At 38.1% G+C, this 16999-nt stretch carries 15 protein-coding genes; 13 read left to right on the top strand and 2 right to left on the bottom strand.

What is annotated here, in order from left to right:
* Positions 1 to 77 precede the first annotated feature (77 nt).
* The 5 genes from prfB (at position 78) to cccB (ending at position 4675) form a co-directional block, all read left to right on the top strand.
* A protein-coding gene (gene prfB, locus ACH6EI_RS22240) for a peptide chain release factor 2 (RefSeq protein ID WP_114896991.1) occupies positions 78 to 1176 on the top strand; the annotation gives its coding sequence in 2 pieces (ribosomal slippage) (positions 78 to 140 and positions 142 to 1176; 1098 coding nt in all).
* 305 nt (positions 1177 to 1481) lie between these two features.
* Positions 1482 to 3215 (top strand): alkaline phosphatase D family protein, encoded by a 1734-nt coding sequence (locus ACH6EI_RS22235; RefSeq protein WP_372456118.1) that lies wholly within the window; start codon positions 1482 to 1484, stop codon positions 3213 to 3215.
* Between the two features lie 26 nt (positions 3216 to 3241).
* Positions 3242 to 3460 carry a twin-arginine translocase TatA/TatE family subunit gene (locus ACH6EI_RS22230; RefSeq protein ID WP_028412028.1) on the top strand — a complete coding sequence of 73 codons (219 nt, stop codon included), beginning with the start codon at positions 3242 to 3244 and terminating at the stop codon, positions 3458 to 3460.
* A 59-nt stretch (positions 3461 to 3519) separates the two neighbouring features.
* A complete protein-coding gene (gene tatC / locus ACH6EI_RS22225; RefSeq protein WP_028412029.1) occupies positions 3520 to 4236 on the top strand; it encodes a twin-arginine translocase subunit TatC in 717 nt (238 codons plus the stop codon).
* Between the two features lie 124 nt (positions 4237 to 4360).
* The gene (cccB, locus tag ACH6EI_RS22220; RefSeq protein WP_013059743.1) at positions 4361 to 4675 is read left to right on the top strand and encodes a cytochrome c551; all 315 of its coding nucleotides are present in this window, start codon (positions 4361 to 4363) and stop codon (positions 4673 to 4675) included.
* 25 nt (positions 4676 to 4700) lie between these two features.
* Here the strand turns inward: cccB and ACH6EI_RS22215 are convergent, their stop codons facing one another.
* Positions 4701 to 5237, bottom strand: coding sequence for a flavodoxin family protein (locus ACH6EI_RS22215; RefSeq protein WP_028412030.1), 537 nt, complete (start codon positions 5235 to 5237; stop codon positions 4701 to 4703).
* A gap of 338 nt (positions 5238 to 5575) precedes the next feature.
* Here ACH6EI_RS22215 and ftsE point away from each other — a divergent pair, with 338 nt between their 5' ends.
* From ftsE to ACH6EI_RS22180, 7 genes are all read left to right on the top strand, one after another.
* On the top strand, positions 5576 to 6262 hold the full coding sequence (ftsE, locus tag ACH6EI_RS22210) for a cell division ATP-binding protein FtsE (RefSeq protein WP_013085414.1): 687 nt from the start codon (positions 5576 to 5578) through the stop codon (positions 6260 to 6262).
* Complete coding sequence (ftsX, locus tag ACH6EI_RS22205) at positions 6252 to 7142, top strand: permease-like cell division protein FtsX (protein WP_014457813.1); 891 nt, start codon at positions 6252 to 6254, stop codon at positions 7140 to 7142. The genes ftsE and ftsX overlap by 11 nt, the downstream gene beginning before the upstream one ends.
* A gap of 160 nt (positions 7143 to 7302) precedes the next feature.
* Positions 7303 to 8511 carry a murein hydrolase activator EnvC family protein gene (locus tag ACH6EI_RS22200; protein WP_033580413.1) on the top strand — a complete coding sequence of 403 codons (1209 nt, stop codon included), beginning with the start codon at positions 7303 to 7305 and terminating at the stop codon, positions 8509 to 8511.
* Positions 8512 to 8684: 173 nt separating this feature from the next.
* Positions 8685 to 10124 carry a S41 family peptidase gene (locus ACH6EI_RS22195; protein ID WP_028412032.1) on the top strand — a complete coding sequence of 480 codons (1440 nt, stop codon included), beginning with the start codon at positions 8685 to 8687 and terminating at the stop codon, positions 10122 to 10124.
* Between the two features lie 162 nt (positions 10125 to 10286).
* The gene (locus ACH6EI_RS22190) at positions 10287 to 11477 is read left to right on the top strand and encodes a PDZ domain-containing protein (RefSeq protein WP_108674347.1); all 1191 of its coding nucleotides are present in this window, start codon (positions 10287 to 10289) and stop codon (positions 11475 to 11477) included.
* 26 nt (positions 11478 to 11503) lie between these two features.
* The gene (locus ACH6EI_RS22185; RefSeq protein WP_099331332.1) at positions 11504 to 11728 is read left to right on the top strand and encodes a DUF2198 family protein; all 225 of its coding nucleotides are present in this window, start codon (positions 11504 to 11506) and stop codon (positions 11726 to 11728) included.
* A gap of 315 nt (positions 11729 to 12043) precedes the next feature.
* Positions 12044 to 12958 carry a proline dehydrogenase family protein gene (locus ACH6EI_RS22180; protein WP_028412035.1) on the top strand — a complete coding sequence of 305 codons (915 nt, stop codon included), beginning with the start codon at positions 12044 to 12046 and terminating at the stop codon, positions 12956 to 12958.
* Between the two features lie 64 nt (positions 12959 to 13022).
* On the opposite strand, the gene ACH6EI_RS22175 is transcribed toward ACH6EI_RS22180, so the two are convergent.
* Positions 13023 to 14684: a sigma-54 interaction domain-containing protein gene (locus tag ACH6EI_RS22175; RefSeq protein ID WP_047749599.1), complete on the bottom strand. Its 1662-nt coding sequence runs from the start codon at positions 14682 to 14684 to the stop codon at positions 13023 to 13025.
* Between the two features lie 335 nt (positions 14685 to 15019).
* On the opposite strand from ACH6EI_RS22175, the gene uvrB reads away from it, so the two are divergent.
* Entirely contained in the window at positions 15020 to 16999 is a 1980-nt protein-coding gene (uvrB, locus tag ACH6EI_RS22170) for an excinuclease ABC subunit UvrB (RefSeq protein WP_033580416.1), read from the top strand.

Raw genomic sequence — 16999 nt, 5'->3', positions numbered from 1 at the left:
ATGAACTAGTACAGGAAGGAAATGAGTCTTCTCATTTCCTTCCTGTGCGTCAAAAATAAAATAGAGGTGTTTAACTCATGGATTTAGTAGAAATTAAGCAAGAACTTGACAAAACAGCTAAGCGATTAGCGGACTTTAGGGGGTCTCTTTGACCTCGATACAAAACAAGCTCGTATCGATGAATTAGATGAGACTATGGCTGATCCAAATTTTTGGAATGACCAGCAGGCAGCTCAGACTGTTATTAATGAAGCCAATGGTTTAAAAGATGCAGTAAATCAATTTAACCACTTAGATGAAACATACGAAAATTTACAGATATCTCATGAACTTGTAAAAGAAGAATACGATGAAGATTTAGCAGAAGAACTAGTTAGTGAACTAAAAGAGCTTATTTCAGGCATGAACGACTTTGAATTACAGCTGCTTTTAAGCGAGCCGTATGATAAAAATAACGCCATTTTAGAATTGCACCCAGGTGCTGGTGGAACAGAATCACAGGATTGGGGTTCAATGTTACTACGTATGTATACGCGCTGGGCGGAGAAAAAAGGTTTCAAAGTAGAAACACTTGATTACTTACCTGGGGATGAAGCTGGTATTAAAAGTGTAACGCTTTTAATTAAAGGCCATAATGCGTACGGGTATTTAAAAGCTGAAAAAGGCGTTCATCGTCTCGTTCGTATTTCTCCGTTTGATTCATCAGGCCGTCGTCATACGTCATTCGTATCGTGCGACATAATGCCGGAATTTAACGATGAAATTTCAATTGATATTCGTACGGAAGATTTGAAGGTTGATACGTACCGTGCAAGCGGTGCCGGAGGTCAGCATATCAATACAACAGATTCAGCTGTTCGTATTACTCACCTCCCAACTAATGTAGTCGTATCTTGTCAGACGGAACGTTCACAAATTAAAAACCGTGAGCAAGCAATGAAGATGTTAAAATCTAAGTTGTATCAGTTAGAAATTGAGAAGCAGCAAGAACAGCTAGCTGAAATCCGCGGAGAACAAAAAGATATTGGATGGGGAAGTCAAATTCGTTCTTACGTATTCCATCCGTATTCGTTAGTAAAAGATCACCGCACAAATACGGAAGTCGGAAACACGCAAAGTGTAATGGATGGAGATCTAGATCCGTTTATTGATGCGTATTTACGTTCTCATATTTAATCAAAAGGCAGTATACCTCGGTATGCTGCCTTTTTTTAGTTGTTAGGACTTTGTAAAATTTGAATGAAGAAAAACGAGCGTAAAGAACTATTTGTAGATAGAAAATTAAGAAAATGCAGAAATTTAAAGGTTGCTGTCGTCCGTTCGCTTATTTTGTCAATGAAATAAAATGGTTTAAAATACCTATTTTATGGTAAATGCTTCTTTACAATCCTTTATACCTCTTTTACAAACAGCTTTTATAATTTGAGTTAAATCAAGAGGAAGGGGCATGTGCAGTGGCAAATAAATCGTTACACGAATTAATAGAGCAAGTAAAACAGAACAGTTTTTCTTCGAGTAAAGGGTTTGATAGAAGGCATTTTTTACAAGGAGCTGGAAAAGTAGCAGGAGTATCACTTGGCTTAACAATTGCTCAGTCTATCGGTTTAAATGCAGTAGAAGTTTCAGCGGCAGCGCCTAAATTTTCAAGTTATCCGTTCACTTTAGGCGTCGCATCGGGAGATCCTTTAGCAGATAGTATTGTTCTTTGGACAAGATTAGCACCAGACCCATTGAATGGCGGGGGAATGCCTAATCAACCCGTTCCAGTAAAATGGGAGCTTGCCGAAGATGAAGACTTTCATCGAATTGTCAAACGAGGAACAGAAATAGCTAGACCTGAACTTGCTCACTCTGTTCACGTTGATGTAAAAGGATTAAAGCCAGGCCGTATTTATTATTATCGATTTAAAAGCGGTCATGAGTTAAGCCCGGTTGGAAAAACAAAAACACTTCCTTCAGCAAATGCAGAAGTAGCCAGCATGACGTTTGCATTCGCTTCGTGTCAACAGTATGAACATGGTTACTTTACAGCTTATGAACATATGGTTAAAGAACAATTGGATTTTGTGGTTCATTTGGGCGATTACATCTATGAATATGGACCAAACGAGTATGTGGCTGCAAGCGGAAATGTTCGTACTCACAGCAGCGCAGAAATTCAAACGCTTCAAGACTATCGAAACAGGCATGCTCAGTACAGGTCAGATGCCAATTTGAAGTCTGCTCATGCTGCTTTTCCGTGGATTGTGACGTGGGATGATCATGAAGTAGAAAACAATTATGCAAATGTAATTCCTGAAAAAGGACAATCAGTAGAAGCATTTATTCAACGCCGCGCGGCAGCTTATCAAGCTTATTACGAACATATGCCTTTGCGTCAAACATCCTTGCCTCACGGAACGGATATGAGATTGTATCGTGACTTTTCATATGGGAAACTAGCTTCCTTTCAAGTGTTGGATACGCGTCAATACAGAGACGATCAAGCAAACGGAGACGGAACAAAGCCGCAAACGCCAGAATCTCTTGATCCTAAACGTACGCTATTAGGGATTGAACAAGAAAAATGGCTTTTTACTAATCTTGAAAAATCAGCGTGTCATTGGAACGTACTGGCTCAACAAATTTTCTTTGCTCCCAGAAAATTTGGAACGGCGGCTAAGCCTACATACAGCATGGATGCATGGGATGGGTATACGGCGAATCGTCAGCGTGTTATTGATTTTATTGAAAAGAAAAAGTTGGACAACGTCATTGTACTAACTGGAGATGTGCACGCTAACTGGGCTTCTAATTTACACACGGATTTTGCCAATCTTAATTCAAGAATTATTGGTGCAGAGTTCGTTGGCACCTCCATCACTTCCGGAGGGAACGGAGCAGATAAACGAGCTGATACGGATAAAATTTTAAGTCAAAATCCACATCTCACATTCTTTAATGATTACAGAGGATATGTAAGGTGTACGGTCACTCCTGATATATGGCAAGCTGATTATCGCGTTGTGCCTTTTGTAACAGAACCTGGTGCGGAAATTTCAACTCGAGCTTCCTTTCAATATAAAAAAGATGGAAAAGGTATGACAGAAGTTGAAGTAAATAACGTGCCGCGTGGGCTAAAGATTTCTAAGGAAGTAGAGGAAGATCGTATGCGGGCACACGGGAAAGCACATGAAAAACAAGAGTTGAAAAAGAAAGAAAAAGTACAGCAGTAAATTGAGTAAGGGAAAGGAGGTCAAGTATGCTTTCTAATATTGGAATTCCTGGTTTAGTTATTATTTTGGTCATTGCGTTAATTATTTTTGGGCCGTCTAAGCTGCCGGAAGTTGGACGGGCGTTTGGGCGAACATTAACTGAATTTAAAGGAGCAGCAAAAGGGCTCGTATCAGATGATGAAAGTGTTAAAGAAAAGCAGGCAGCAACCGTTTCTGAACAAAAAAGGAATGAATCGACATTGTAAGTAAGGAAATAGACGAGGAAACTCGTCTATTTCTACTTGTCAGAAAGGAGAAATAGACAATGGGAGAAATGAGCTTGATGGAGCACCTTGAAGAATTGCGTGTTCGTATTATTAAAACACTTTGTGCATTTGTAGTTTTACTTATTGTCAGTTTTGTATTTGTACAAGATATTTATCAGTGGCTAGTGAAAGATTTGGACGGCAAGCTTGCTGTACTTGGACCAAGTGAAATTGTATGGATTTATATGGTGATTGCATTTGTTTTTGCGCTTGCTTTTACACTTCCAGTAGCTGCTTATCAAGTATTTCGGTTTGTTTCACCGGGATTAAAAAAGGAAGAGTATAAGATTATGATTACCTTCATTCCATTCTTTTTTCTCTTATTTGTAAGTGGCTTGGGGTTTGGTTATTTTGTTTTATTTCCAATGGTTTTAGCATTTTTAACAGGTTTGTCGAATGATCAGTTTTCACTCATGTTTACGGCGGAGCATTATTTCCGTTTTATGCTTAATCTGTGTTTACCATTTGGTTTTTTATTTGAAATGCCTTTAGTTGTCTTATTTTTAACGCGTTTAGGGGTTCTAAATCCAGTGAGGTTAGCTAAAGCAAGGAAGTTATCTTATTTTGCTTTAATTGTGATATCTGTGCTTATTACTCCTCCTGATTTTATTTCGGATATTTTAGTCATTGTCCCGCTTCTGCTCTTATATGAGCTCAGTGTGACAATTTCACGCGTAGTATACAAAAAACGTTTAGGAAACGAATCAATTGCTTGACCTCATACATAAATACGATGAGAGAATTCATGAAATTGAAACAAAGTCCTTGTAAACAGAGTGTTTTAAACATTCTTGAGTAGGTTATAATAGAGTGAAAACTCTACAGCAAGGGGGAGAAGGCTTGAAAAAAGTATTATTAACGTTAACAATTGGCCTAGCGCTTGTTTTGTCCGCGTGCGGCGGAGGCAGTTCCAAAAATGAATCTGCCGGTGAATCTTCAGCGAGTGCAGAAGATATTGTGAAGAAAAACTGTACAGGCTGTCACGGTGTAGATTTAGGAGGAGCAAATGGGCCAAGCTTGCAGCATGTAGGCAGCAAGCACTCAGAAGCTGAAATTGAAAACATTATTAACAATGGTCAAGGCGGTATGCCAAAAGGACTGATTAATGAAGAAGATGCCAAAAAAGTTGCGGCTTGGCTGGCAAAGAAAAAATAAGACGGGTATCCGTCTTATTTTTGTGTTAAAGCTGCTTTAATTGTTCATTTAAGACAATAGCTTGCTGTTGAGCTTTGACATCTTTTGCTATGTCTCCAGGTGCATTGGCTTCTCCAATGATGTATCCGCTAAAGGAAGAACCAATAAAATCGACAATGTATTGAAATTGCATAATAAGAGGAAGGGCCTTTACAGATGCGCCTGTGCCCCCGACTACTAATACATAGACGCGCTTATTTTTCATTTGTTCTTTAAAGTTGATTGTCGAATCTCTAAGGCTTTCAGACCAACGATCCACAAAGTTCTTCATCAATCCGCTCATACCGTACCAGTAAAGAGGCGTAACAAATAAAATAGTATCGTGCGCTGCCATCTTTTTCGCTATATCATAATAATCATCTTGTTGATTGGTAAATCCATGTTCATCGTGACGCATATCAGTAATGGGGTTAATGGTATGCCTACGTAAGTAAACTTCTTCAGTATTGATATCTTTTAAGACTGCTTTAGCCAATTCTTCCGTATTTCCGTTTTCCCGTGAACTTCCATAAATAGTGATCATGTTATCTCTCCTCATCGTTTTTCTTATTTATCATACCTTGTTTGTAAAAAAGTAGACATGAATGTGCTTTGTCTAACGATATTCGTAAAAAAATGAACAGCAAAAAACAACAGAATTAAAAATAAGGATAAATTCTCATACCCTGCTAAAAATATCCTACTTATGTCATATTTGAAATAAAAATGTAATATTTTTGGGGCTTATTTTCACGAAGAGTGATGTTATAATGAGAAAGCGCGTGAGAAGAGTCGAATTTTTGGTTTGAATTGTAGAGTTTTGTCGTATTTTGACAAGTTTTACATAGTATTAAAATAACACACTTGATTAGGTGATTACTTATGATTGAAATGCAAAATGTATATAAAACGTATCCGAACGGTGTAAAAGCAATCAATGGCATTAGCATCAAGATTAATCAAGGTGAGTTTGCTTATATCGTAGGACCAAGTGGAGCAGGAAAATCCACTTTTATTAAAATGATGTATCGTGAAGAAAAGCCTTCTTCAGGAAATATCATTGTAAACGGTGCAAATGTAGCAAAAATAAAAGATAGCAGAGTTCCTATCTTTAGACGTCATATTGGTGTAGTCTTTCAAGATTTCAAGCTGCTTCCAAAATTAACGGTCTATGAAAACATTGCTTTTGCACTAGAAGTAATTGAGCAAAGTCCCGAAGAAATTAAAAAGCGAGTGCTAGAGGTGCTAGAGCTTGTTAAGTTAAAGGGTAAAATGGATTCTTTCCCTGATGAATTATCTGGAGGAGAGCAGCAGCGTGTGTCTATTGCGCGTTCAATTGTGAATAGTCCTAAGGTTGTCATCGCCGACGAACCGACAGGGAACCTTGATCCGGAGACCTCATGGGAAATCATGGATATTTTTGAGGAGATTAATAAACGCGGTACGACTATTTTAATGGCAACGCATAACCGTGAAATTGTAAATACAATTCGAAAGCGCGTAATTGCGATTGAAAATGGAAATGTTGTGCGTGATGAAGTAAGAGGTGAATACGGATATGAAGGCTAGGACATTCGGTCGCCACTTACGTGAAGGATCTAAAAGTTTAGGAAGAAACGGCTGGATGACATTCGCATCTGCAAGCGCGGTTACCGTGACGCTCTTGCTTGTAGGCGTATTTTTTATGTTGATGATGAATTTAAATCACATTGCTAAATTGATTGAAAATGATGTGGAAATTCGCGTTCACGTTGATGCTGCAGCGACAGCGGATGATCGAAAAGCAATGAAAGAAAAGCTAGATGCAATTAAGCAAGTTGATACGGTGACGTTTTCTTCTAAAGATAAAGAGTTAAAAGATTTAATTAATAGTATGGGTGATGAAGGACAAGCTTTTGAACCGTTTGAGCAGCAAAACCCATTAAATGATGTGTTTGTTGTTAAAACAAAAGAGCCGACTGATGTCGCAAAAGTAGCTAAACAAATTGAGAAATATCCGTATGCAGCAAAAGTTCAATACGGACAAGATCAAGTTGAAAAGTTATTTAAAGTGCTGAAAGTAGCTCGTAATATCGGAGTAGTACTGATTTTAGGGCTTCTATTTACAGCGATGTTCCTCATTTCAAATACAATTAAAATTACGATTGTAGCTCGCCGTGAAGAGATTGAAATTATGCGCTTAGTTGGAGCCACAAACTCCTTTATTCGCTGGCCGTTCTTTATTGAAGGTCTGTTTTTAGGAGTGCTTGGTTCTATTGTGCCAATTGCTGTTATTATCGGTGTGTACAGCGTTTTGTATAATGAAGTTCAGCCTAAGTTCGATGGATTCTTTGAACTTTTACCTGCTTTTCCATTCGTGCTTCAAGTATCGCTATTACTACTTGTAATCGGTGGTCTAATTGGGATGTGGGGAAGTACATTATCCATCCGTAAATTCTTACGAAAATAAAGATAGATTTTTAACATAATAGATTATAACAACCTCACATTTGATGTTTATCAGATGTGAGGTTGTTGTGTAATTACAGATAAAAATAGAAAAAAGTGCTAATGGGGGTCTTGCTAATGCCCGTTTATACGGGGAAATATGTGCAAATGGGGAGAAACAAATGACACGTAAGACATTAGTAATGACAGCAGCAGTTTTAGTTGGACTAGGTACAGCTTGGATAGGTAATGAAAAAGTTGCTTATGCAGAAAGTGCCAGCACTACTAAACTCAGTGATTTAGAGAAAAAAAGTAACGATGTGAACCAAAATATTAATCAAAATAAAGAGAAATTAAAAGAAGTTCAAGAACAGCAAAAAAACGAAGAAGCTGAGATTGCGCGTTTGGATTCAGAAGTCGGACAGACAAATGCAGACATCCGCAGCCGTGAAGCTGAAGTAGAAAAAGCAAAGCAAGACATCGAAAAGCTGAAAAATGAAATTGACGTTGTAAAAAAAAGAATTGAAAAACGAAATGAGCTATTAAAAAAGCGTGCTCGTGCTTTACAAGAAAACGGCGGGTCTGTGGATTACATAGATGTACTGCTAGGCTCTGAAAGCTTCGGAGACTTTATTAGCAGAGTGAGTGCGGTTTCGACAATTGTAGGGGCTGACCGCGATTTGTTAATGCAGCATGAAGCTGATAAAAAGGCAAAAGAAGAGAAAGAAACAAAAGTTCAAAACAAGCTAACGGAAGTAAATCAAGCGCTTGAAGAACTTAAAAATCTTCGTGCGCAGCTGCAAAAACAAGTGGATGAAAAGAATCACCTCATGCAAACGCTCAAAGATCAGGAAAAAGAATTTAATGAAGAAGCCGTTGGATTAGAAGAGCAAGCTTCTATTTTAGCCGATCAAAAAAATGCAGCACAAGCTCAACAGCAAGAAATTGAAAAAGCCGGGGCAACAGAGGAGGCACCACCTGTTACAAGCGGGTCGTTTATGAGGCCGGCAAAGGGCCCGGTAACATCTCATTTTGGATATCGAGAAACGTTTGGAAGAGGACATTACGGTATTGATATTGGAAAGCGAGGAGAAAGTGTGCCAGTTGTAGCCGCAGCAAGCGGAAAAGTAATTAGAGCATATCATTCTTCTTCTTTTGGTAATGCCGTATTTATTCGTCACAATGTCGAAGGTCAGACGTGGGTTACAGTTTATGCTCACTTAGAGAGCTACAGCGTCTCAAGTGGTCAATCTATCAATAAAGGTCAACAATTAGGTTATATAGGGAACACAGGACGTTCGTTTGGTGCTCACCTGCATTTTGAATTGCATAAGGGCGATTGGAAAGGCAAAAGCTCTGCTGTAAACCCTGAACGTTATATTAAATTTTAAGTTCCTAGCATACGTGGTACAAGCTCAACATATAGTTTAACAAAAAGGCATCGCACTTGATTTGTGTGGTGCCTTTTGCTACAAATAACACATGCATCCTTTTTATTACATAGTTTTGGTTGTATCTATTATAATAAGAAGAGATGGCTTAAGGTTGAGGAGGATGAAAGAACTTGAATCGGAAAATCGTTGCACTATTAATGGCACTCTCCTTAGTTGTTGGAGCAGCAGGTACATATTTTGGCATTCAGTATGCAAATGCTGGAACGGTCAGTACCCCCCTTACAACTTCTTCAAATGATAGTAAAGTGGAAAAGGAAGAGCTAGACAAAATCAAGCAGGCTTACGAACTGATATCTTCAAAATATTACAAAGATGTAGATGACAAAAAATTATTAGATGGCGCAATCCAAGGAATGGTACAAACCTTAGGAGACCCTCACTCATCTTACATGGATAAGAAAACGGCACAGCAATTCACGCAGTCTCTTGATTCATCGTTTGAGGGGATTGGTGCTGAAGTAAGCATGGTAGATGGAAAAGTAACAATCGTAGCTCCGTTTAAACAATCTCCTGCGGAAAAAGCAGGATTAAAACCAAATGATCAGATTTTAAAGATCGATGGTAAAAGTATCGCGGGTCTTGAATTGAATGAAGCGGTATTAAAAATTCGCGGTAAAAAAGGCTCTACCGTGACATTAGATGTTCAAAGACCAGGCGTGAAAGAAACGATGAAAGTAAAAGTTGTAAGAGATGAGATTCCAATTGAAACCGTCTATTCTTCTGTTAAAAATGTAAACAATAAAAAAATTGGTTACATGGAAATTACGTCATTCTCTGAGTCAACGGGAGACGAATTTACGAAACAGTTGAAAAAACTTGAAAATAAACATATTGATGGTTTAGTTCTAGATGTTCGTGGAAATCCTGGTGGCTATTTAACGAGTGTTGAAAAAATGCTCGATAAATTAGTAACGAATAAAAAGCCATACATTCAAATTGAAGATCGTAACGGTGAACGTCAAAAAGTGGTTTCTTCAATGAAAAAGCAAAAGGATTATCCAATTGTGGCCTTGATTGATGGAGGAAGTGCATCTGCTTCTGAAATTCTTGCCGGGGCATTAAAAGAAGCAGGCGGATACAAGCTAGTCGGTGAAAAATCCTATGGAAAAGGAACGGTTCAACAAGCTGTTCCAATGGAAGACGGCAGTAATTTAAAATTAACGTTCTATAAATGGCTAACGCCTGATGGAAACTGGATTAACGAAAAAGGTATAAAACCAACGGTAGAAGTCAAGCAGCCGGATTACTATTATGCAAATCCAATTCAAGTTGATAAAAAGCCATTAACACGTGATATGACAGGTGACCAAGTGAAGAATGCTCAAGTGATGCTAAAAGGCCTTGGCTTTGAACCTGGACGTACAGACGGATATTTTAGTAAAGAGACAGAAACAGCTGTAACTGCATTCCAAAAAGCCAATAAGCAAAAAGCTACAGGTGAAATTGATGAAGATACAGCAGCGCTTTTACAAACAAAACTATTAGAAAAAATTAAATCCAAAGATGAAGATCGTCAGCTTCAAACGGCTTTAAAGCTAGCTAGTCAATAAGAAGTAGAAAAAGTTCCGTGCTTTTCCAAAGCACGGAACTTTTTTAGTAAAAACAACATTGTCGGTTAGTGATGCATTTTGATAAAATAAAGAAGCCTATGATACATAACAATCAATCGTAAATGTTGTAATAAAAATGTGAAAAATACAGGTGGTGAAAAAATGGATTTTGCATTAGAGCTTTTAAAAGGTATCGGGCGTTTATTTTTGCACCCGTTAACTTATTTATTTCTGCTCGTCTCGTTTTTTGTAGGTCTTTCTCGCGTCAAGAGAGAGCGTCAGAATTTTCATGTTCGCGTGTTTGATTTTATTTTAGAAGCAAAATATTTATTTTTTCCAGGTATCATTATTGGTTTGATTTTATCCGTTGTTACCGTGTTGCTAGGTGTCTATGTATCTATAGGAACGATTGTACTTGTAGCTGTTTTAACTTTTATCATAAGCGGCCCGTGGACGTTTAAATGGCTTTCTCCTTCTTATACCGTAGGACTGGCTGTGCTTGCGACCTTGCTTATTCCTGCAGCTGGTTTCGGTGAAGGGTTTATTCAAACGTGGTCTGTGCAAGCTCATAACGCAGATTTACCTTCTCTTACTATTTTAATGTCGCTGCTTGTATTAGCAGAAGGATATTTAATTTGGAAGTTTGGAGCAAAAGGTACGTCTCCAGCCATTGTGAAAAGTAAAAGAGGGCAGGAAATTGGGGCTCATTATTCTCAAAAATTATGGGTTGTTCCGCTTTTTGTCTTAATTCCAGGCAGCGCCATTACGTCTGTGTTTCCATGGTGGCCTGTGTTATCTATTGACGAAACATCATTTAGCCTGTTTTTTGTTCCTTTTGCTATCGGTTTTTATCAGCGAATTCAAAGTATGGTTCCGTTTAAATCTATTGAATTTACCGGTAAGCGTGTATTAGCATTAGGCGTGGGATTAACGATTATTACAATTGCTGCTATTTTTTATCCTCCTGCCGCTGTCGCTGTTGTTATTCTAGCGATCATAGGAAGAGAGTGGATTCGTTTGCAGCAGCGTCGAAGCGATGAAAAAGCGCCCGCACTATTTACTAAGCGTACACAAGGTTTGGTTGTGTTAGGAATCATCCCTCATTCTCCGGCAGAGAAAATGGGTTTGAAAGTAGGAGAAGTGATTATTAAAGTAAATGGAATCGCTATATCTGAAGTCCATAAATTTTATGAAGCATTACAAGTGAATAACCGTGCTTTTTGTAAGCTAGAAGTTATTGACGAAAATGGAGAAGTTCGCTTTACTCAGCGAGCATTGTATGACAACGAACATCATGAACTAGGTATTTTGTTTGTACACAATTATACAAAACGTAATTCACAAGCTGGTTAAAAGACGGATAAAAAGGAGAAATGTTTGTGGAAGTCAAAACGATTGCCGCAGTTTTTCTACCCGCCATATTGCTTGTTCTGTTTGCTAGAGTAACATATAACCTATATGTTGCCACAGCGCTGACGCTTTTGTTGATAGCTGTTTCTGTATATAAAGGGTACGCAGATTATCCGCTTATTATTTTAATAGATTTACTTTCAGCAGCCATTGGTTTTACATATGCAAAAGGCATGCTAGCAGCTGGAAAATAAAGATTGTTGCTTTGATAATAAGTGAATCGTCCTATTATCAAAACGTACGCAAAAGCTCTCTACGAAATGTGGAGAGCTTTTTTATGTCGAAAAACGAGTTAGAACTCATAACACTGTTGTTACGGTTCCATCGATAAATGAGTATAATTAAATTAATTATACAAATATGTTTGTAAATAAAATAACTTAAACAATTTTGTGTAAATTATTTTAAATGTGTGTACAAATATGTAGTTGGGGTATAGAAAAATAAAGAAATTAATCTGAAAATTATATTTATTTTGATTTTTAAAAATAAAAGGAGGTTTAGTATCGATGGAAGTGTTAATGAGAACGATGTTTCAGTCGCTTGGCAAAAATCATTCAATGAATAAATTAGCTAAAAAGTATGGATTGCGGATGGGGGCAGCTCGTTTTGTTGCTGGAGACTCAATTGAATCAGCAATTCAAACATCCAAGGAGCTTAACAATGGTGGGAAAGTTGTGACACTCGATCATTTAGGCGAATTTGTTTTTACAGAAGAGGAAGCTAGGTTATCTACGGCCATGTGCATTCAGACACTAGAAGCCATTGCAGCATCGGGCGTTCAATCAAATTTATCATTAAAGATGACTTCTTTAGGATTGGATATTAGCAAAGAGCTTTGTATGGAAAATATGCGCAGAATTCTACACACAGCCAGAGTGAATGATATTTTTGTTCGAATTGATATGGAAGACTACTTGCACTGCCAAATCTCCCTTGATATGTATAAAGAATTACGCAAAGAATTTGATAATATTGGAATTGTGATTCAAGCGTATCTTTATCGTACAGAACAAGATATGAATGACTTACATCAATATCAAGCCAATTTACGTCTGGTAAAAGGAGCTTACAAAGAATCGCCAGAAGTATCGTTTCCGGAAAAGAAAGACGTAGATGAAAACTATAAAAAAATCATTAAAATGCATTTATTAAATGGACACTATACAGCTGTAGCAAGTCATGATGAGGAAATGATTCAGTATACAAAACGATTAGTAAGAGAAAACGGCATTTCAAATGATCAGTTTGAGTTCCAAATGCTTTATGGAATTTGCGTAGAGCTACAGGATCGTCTGGTCAAAGAAGGATATAAAGTCAGGGTTTATGTTCCTTACGGAATTGATTGGTTTGGGTATTTCATGAGACGCCTAGCCGAACGCCCCGCCAACGTATGGTTCGTATTAAAAAATTTCTCCAAATAAGTTCAGTCCAAGAAACATAAAAAATTCGACACAAGTATCCTGAGCTTCGTGTCGAATTTTTTAATTAGTTTAATCCGTATTCTTTGATTTTGTTATAAAGGGTGCCGCGTGAAATGCCAAGCAGATCTGCTGCTGCACTTTTGTTTCCATAGGTTTTTTGAAGAGTCTCTTCTATTAGCCTAGCTTCTTGGAGAGAATCTTCTTCTTTTTGAACTTCTGTGAAAGAACTGGCATCCTTCAGATTGTCAGGAAGGTGCGTAAGGGTAATCAACGACTGATCACTAAGAAAAATCATTCGTTCAATCGTATTTCTCAGCTCGCGAATATTTCCTGGCCAATCGTATTGCATAAAGGCTTCGAGAACTTCAGAGCTGATGAAAGGAGCCTTCTTTTTATACTTTTTACTAAATTCCTGTACAAATTGCTGCGTTAATGCTTCAATGTCTTCTTTATGGTCTCGAAGCGGCGGAATGATAATATTAATGACGGTCAGCAAATAGTAAAGATTTTCATGGAATTCACCGGCTTTTAGCAACTCTTCCAAAGGCGTCGTAGTAGAGGCTACAATTCGGGTTTGGACTTGAATTTCTTCCGTGCCTCCAACGTGATAAAAGGCTCGTTCTTCCAAGTAACGGAGAAACTTAACTTGAATTTCAAGAGGCATTTTATCAATTTCTTCAATAAATAACGTCCCGTTATGAGCCTGCTCCAGTTTTCCTGCAATGGTCGTTGGATCTTCTGAAAAGACGTCTTTTTGATGACCAAAGAGTTCAATTTCCAGAAGTCCAGATGGAATAGTGGCGCAATTTAAAGATAAAAAAGGTTCTTTATGTTTGGATCCCCCGTAGTGGATGGCCTGAGCCAGCATTTCTTTCCCAGAACCAGGTTCTCCTGTTAATAAAATAGGCATATCTGTAGATGCCACTTTTTTGGCAATGTCAACGGCTTGCTTAATTTCAGGACTGATACCCGCAAAAGAAGAAAATGGATTATCTTTCGGAATGAGAAGAGATACATCAATTTCTTCATTTAGTCTTACAATATTGGTAATGTCATGTTCGGTTGCGACTCCACCTATGACTCGGTTGTTTCTTATAATAGGAGATGCATTGATGAGCACGTGAGTTTGTTCATTAGGACGATGATACGTTCCGCGCACAGGACGCCCTTCATTTAGAATCGTATGTAGAATGATGGATTCATCTTTAAAATGCTCTCCGATTTTTCTACCAATAATATCATCTCTCTGAATCTTATACGTATGTTCCGCAGCAGTATTCCACAAGATTACATTTCCTTCATGATCGACCGCTGTCACTGCATCATTAATGGTTTCTGCCAATGTATCAAAATAGGAAGCTAATATCTCATTTTGGCTATGCAAATGTGTAATCCACTGTGAAGGTGTTACAAGTCCTATTGTGGTTTCTTGGTTTTCTGCTTGAATGAGGACTGGTCTATTCCAGTTTGTGTTGGCTTGTAAATTGGCTAACGTAGAAGTAGAAGATGAAGGCCAATTTGTGTCCGCTATTACTTTTTTAATGGACGATGCCTCGTCATGACCTGTTAAAAGGTATCGTTCATCTTTTTGTATTACATAAAAGGTACTTGCTGTGACTACAACGAAATCATAGTTGGAAAGTTCAGATTTCACTTTAGCTAAAGAAGTTGATTCTTCAACTGTTATAAAGGAGTTATTTATAAGAACTTGATCAACGCTTGCCATACTAAACCCCTCTCAGTACATATTTTTTATACTGTATCATAATTTAGAAATTGGCGCAAAAGCCTATCCTTTTCAGACAATTAGGCAGCTTACTTTCTTTTATTGCTTTCATCTAAAGAGTTGTATTCCCCTCGAAAAGGGTAGTATAAGAATTTAGTGGGTAATAAAGTAACAGGGTAAAAAATCAAAACAAACAAACACTATATAAGATTAATACTCATTAGTTTCATTTATGAGTATAAAGTGATAAAATACGAATATCAGTTCGTGTTTTCGGTTTTTACATATCGTAATAAAAATAGATAAAACAAGAAAATAGAAACGGAGGCCTTCATTTGAAAGATCAGTTTGAATTAGTATCCCCATATCAACCGCAAGGTGATCAGCCAAAGGCAATTGAAAAGATTGTGAAAGGAATTAAAGAAGGTAAGCAGCATCAAGTTTTGTTAGGTGCTACAGGAACGGGAAAAACCTTCACTATGTCTAATGTTATTAAGGAAATAAATAAGCCAACATTAATTATGGCTCATAACAAAACGCTTGCTGGTCAATTGTACAGTGAGTTTAAAGAGTTTTTTCCTAATAATGCAGTCGAATACTTTGTCAGTTACTATGATTACTATCAGCCTGAAGCTTATGTACCTCAAACAGATACATTTATTGAAAAAGATGCAAGCATTAATGACGAGATTGATAAACTTCGTCACTCAGCAACTTCTGCTCTTTTTGAACGAAAAGATGTCATTATTATTGCCAGCGTATCCTGTATTTATGGATTAGGGTCTCCGGAAGAATACAAAGAAATGGTCGTATCTCTTCGAGTAGGAATGGAAAAAGAACGCAATCAGCTGCTTCGTACGCTAGTGGATGTACAGTACGAAAGAAACGATATTGACTTCAAGCGCGGAACGTTCCGCGTTCGCGGTGATGTTGTTGAGATTTTTCCTGTGTCTCGAGATGAACACTGTATTCGCGTGGAATTTTTCGGGGATGAAATTGACCGCATTCGCGAAGTCGACGCCTTAACAGGAGAAATTATTGGAGATCGTGAACACGTGGCTATCTTCCCGGCATCTCACTTCGTCACGAGGGAAGAAAAAATGCGTGTGGCCATTCAAAACATTGAAAAAGAACTAGAAGAACAGCTAGAGAAGTTAAAAGAAGCAGGAAAGCTTTTAGAAGCGCAGCGCTTGGAACAGCGCACTCGCTACGACCTAGAAATGATGAGAGAAATGGGATTTTGTTCAGGAATCGAGAATTACTCTCGTCATTTAACGCTTCGTCCGGCTGGTTCTACACCTTATACACTGCTGGATTTCTTCCCGGAAGATTTCCTTCTTGTGGTGGATGAATCCCACGTTACCATTCCTCAAGTTAGAGGAATGTATAATGGAGACCAAGCGCGTAAACAAGTGTTGGTGGACCATGGTTTCCGCTTGCCGTCTGCATTAGATAACCGTCCGCTTAAATTTGATGAATTTGAACAGCATATTAAACAAATCGTCCATGTTTCAGCAACACCAGGTCCTTACGAACTTGAGAAGGCGCCTGAGGTGATTGAACAAATTATCCGTCCAACGGGATTATTAGATCCAAATATTGAAGTTCGACCAATTGAAGGGCAGATTGATGATTTAATTGGAGAAATTCACGACCGGATTAAGCGAAATGAACGAGTGCTCGTCACGACGTTAACAAAGAAAATGTCTGAGGATTTAACGAACTACTTAAAAGAAATTGGCATTAAAGTTCAATATCTTCACTCTGAGGTGAAGACGCTCGAGCGTATTGAAATTATCCGAGAGCTGCGGCTTGGAAAATATGATGTGCTCATAGGGATTAACTTACTTCGTGAAGGTTTAGATATTCCAGAAGTTTCGTTAGTAACCATATTAGATGCGGACAAAGAAGGATTCTTGCGTTCAGAACGATCGCTTATTCAAACCATCGGACGTGCTGCGCGAAATGCTAATGGACATGTCATTATGTATGCAGATCGCATCACAAACTCCATGGACATTGCTATCAATGAGACCAAGCGTCGTAGAAGTATTCAAGAAGCTTACAACGAAGAGCATGGTATTACACCGACAACGATTCAAAAAGAAGTTCGAGGCTCAATTCGTGCAACAGTAGTAGCAGAAGATACAGAAACGTATGAAGAAGCACCGGCATTTGATAAACTCAATAAAAAAGAAAAAGCAAAGCTCGTAGAAGAAATGGAACAAGAAATGAAAGAAGCAGCCAAAGCGCTTAACTTTGAACGCGCAGCTGAGCTTCGTGACTTGATTCTAGAATTAAAAGCGGAAGGGTGA

This window comes from Priestia sp. JSM ZJ58, assembly GCF_044383985.1.
Classification (GTDB): domain Bacteria; phylum Bacillota; class Bacilli; order Bacillales; family Bacillaceae_H; genus Priestia; species Priestia zanthoxyli.
Note: the sequence above shows the minus strand (reverse complement) of the source record. Positions and strands in the feature narration are given on the sequence as shown.

Excerpts from the sequence above, each read along its gene's own strand:
- ACH6EI_RS22230 (WP_028412028.1), top strand. The coding sequence starts at position 3,242 with ATGCTTTCTAATATTGGAATTCCTGGTTTAGTTATTATTTTGGTCATT.
- ftsE (WP_013085414.1), top strand. The coding sequence starts at position 5,576 with ATGATTGAAATGCAAAATGTATATAAAACGTATCCGAACGGTGTAAAA.
- ftsX (WP_014457813.1), top strand. The coding sequence starts at position 6,252 with ATGAAGGCTAGGACATTCGGTCGCCACTTACGTGAAGGATCTAAAAGT.
- ACH6EI_RS22200 (WP_033580413.1), top strand. The coding sequence starts at position 7,303 with ATGACACGTAAGACATTAGTAATGACAGCAGCAGTTTTAGTTGGACTA.
- ACH6EI_RS22215 (WP_028412030.1), bottom strand. The coding sequence starts at position 5,237 with ATGATCACTATTTATGGAAGTTCACGGGAAAACGGAAATACGGAAGAA.
- ACH6EI_RS22180 (WP_028412035.1), top strand. The coding sequence starts at position 12,044 with ATGGAAGTGTTAATGAGAACGATGTTTCAGTCGCTTGGCAAAAATCAT.
- ACH6EI_RS22175 (WP_047749599.1), bottom strand. The coding sequence starts at position 14,684 with ATGGCAAGCGTTGATCAAGTTCTTATAAATAACTCCTTTATAACAGTT.
- ACH6EI_RS22190 (WP_108674347.1), top strand. The coding sequence starts at position 10,287 with ATGGATTTTGCATTAGAGCTTTTAAAAGGTATCGGGCGTTTATTTTTG.
- tatC (WP_028412029.1), top strand. The coding sequence starts at position 3,520 with ATGGGAGAAATGAGCTTGATGGAGCACCTTGAAGAATTGCGTGTTCGT.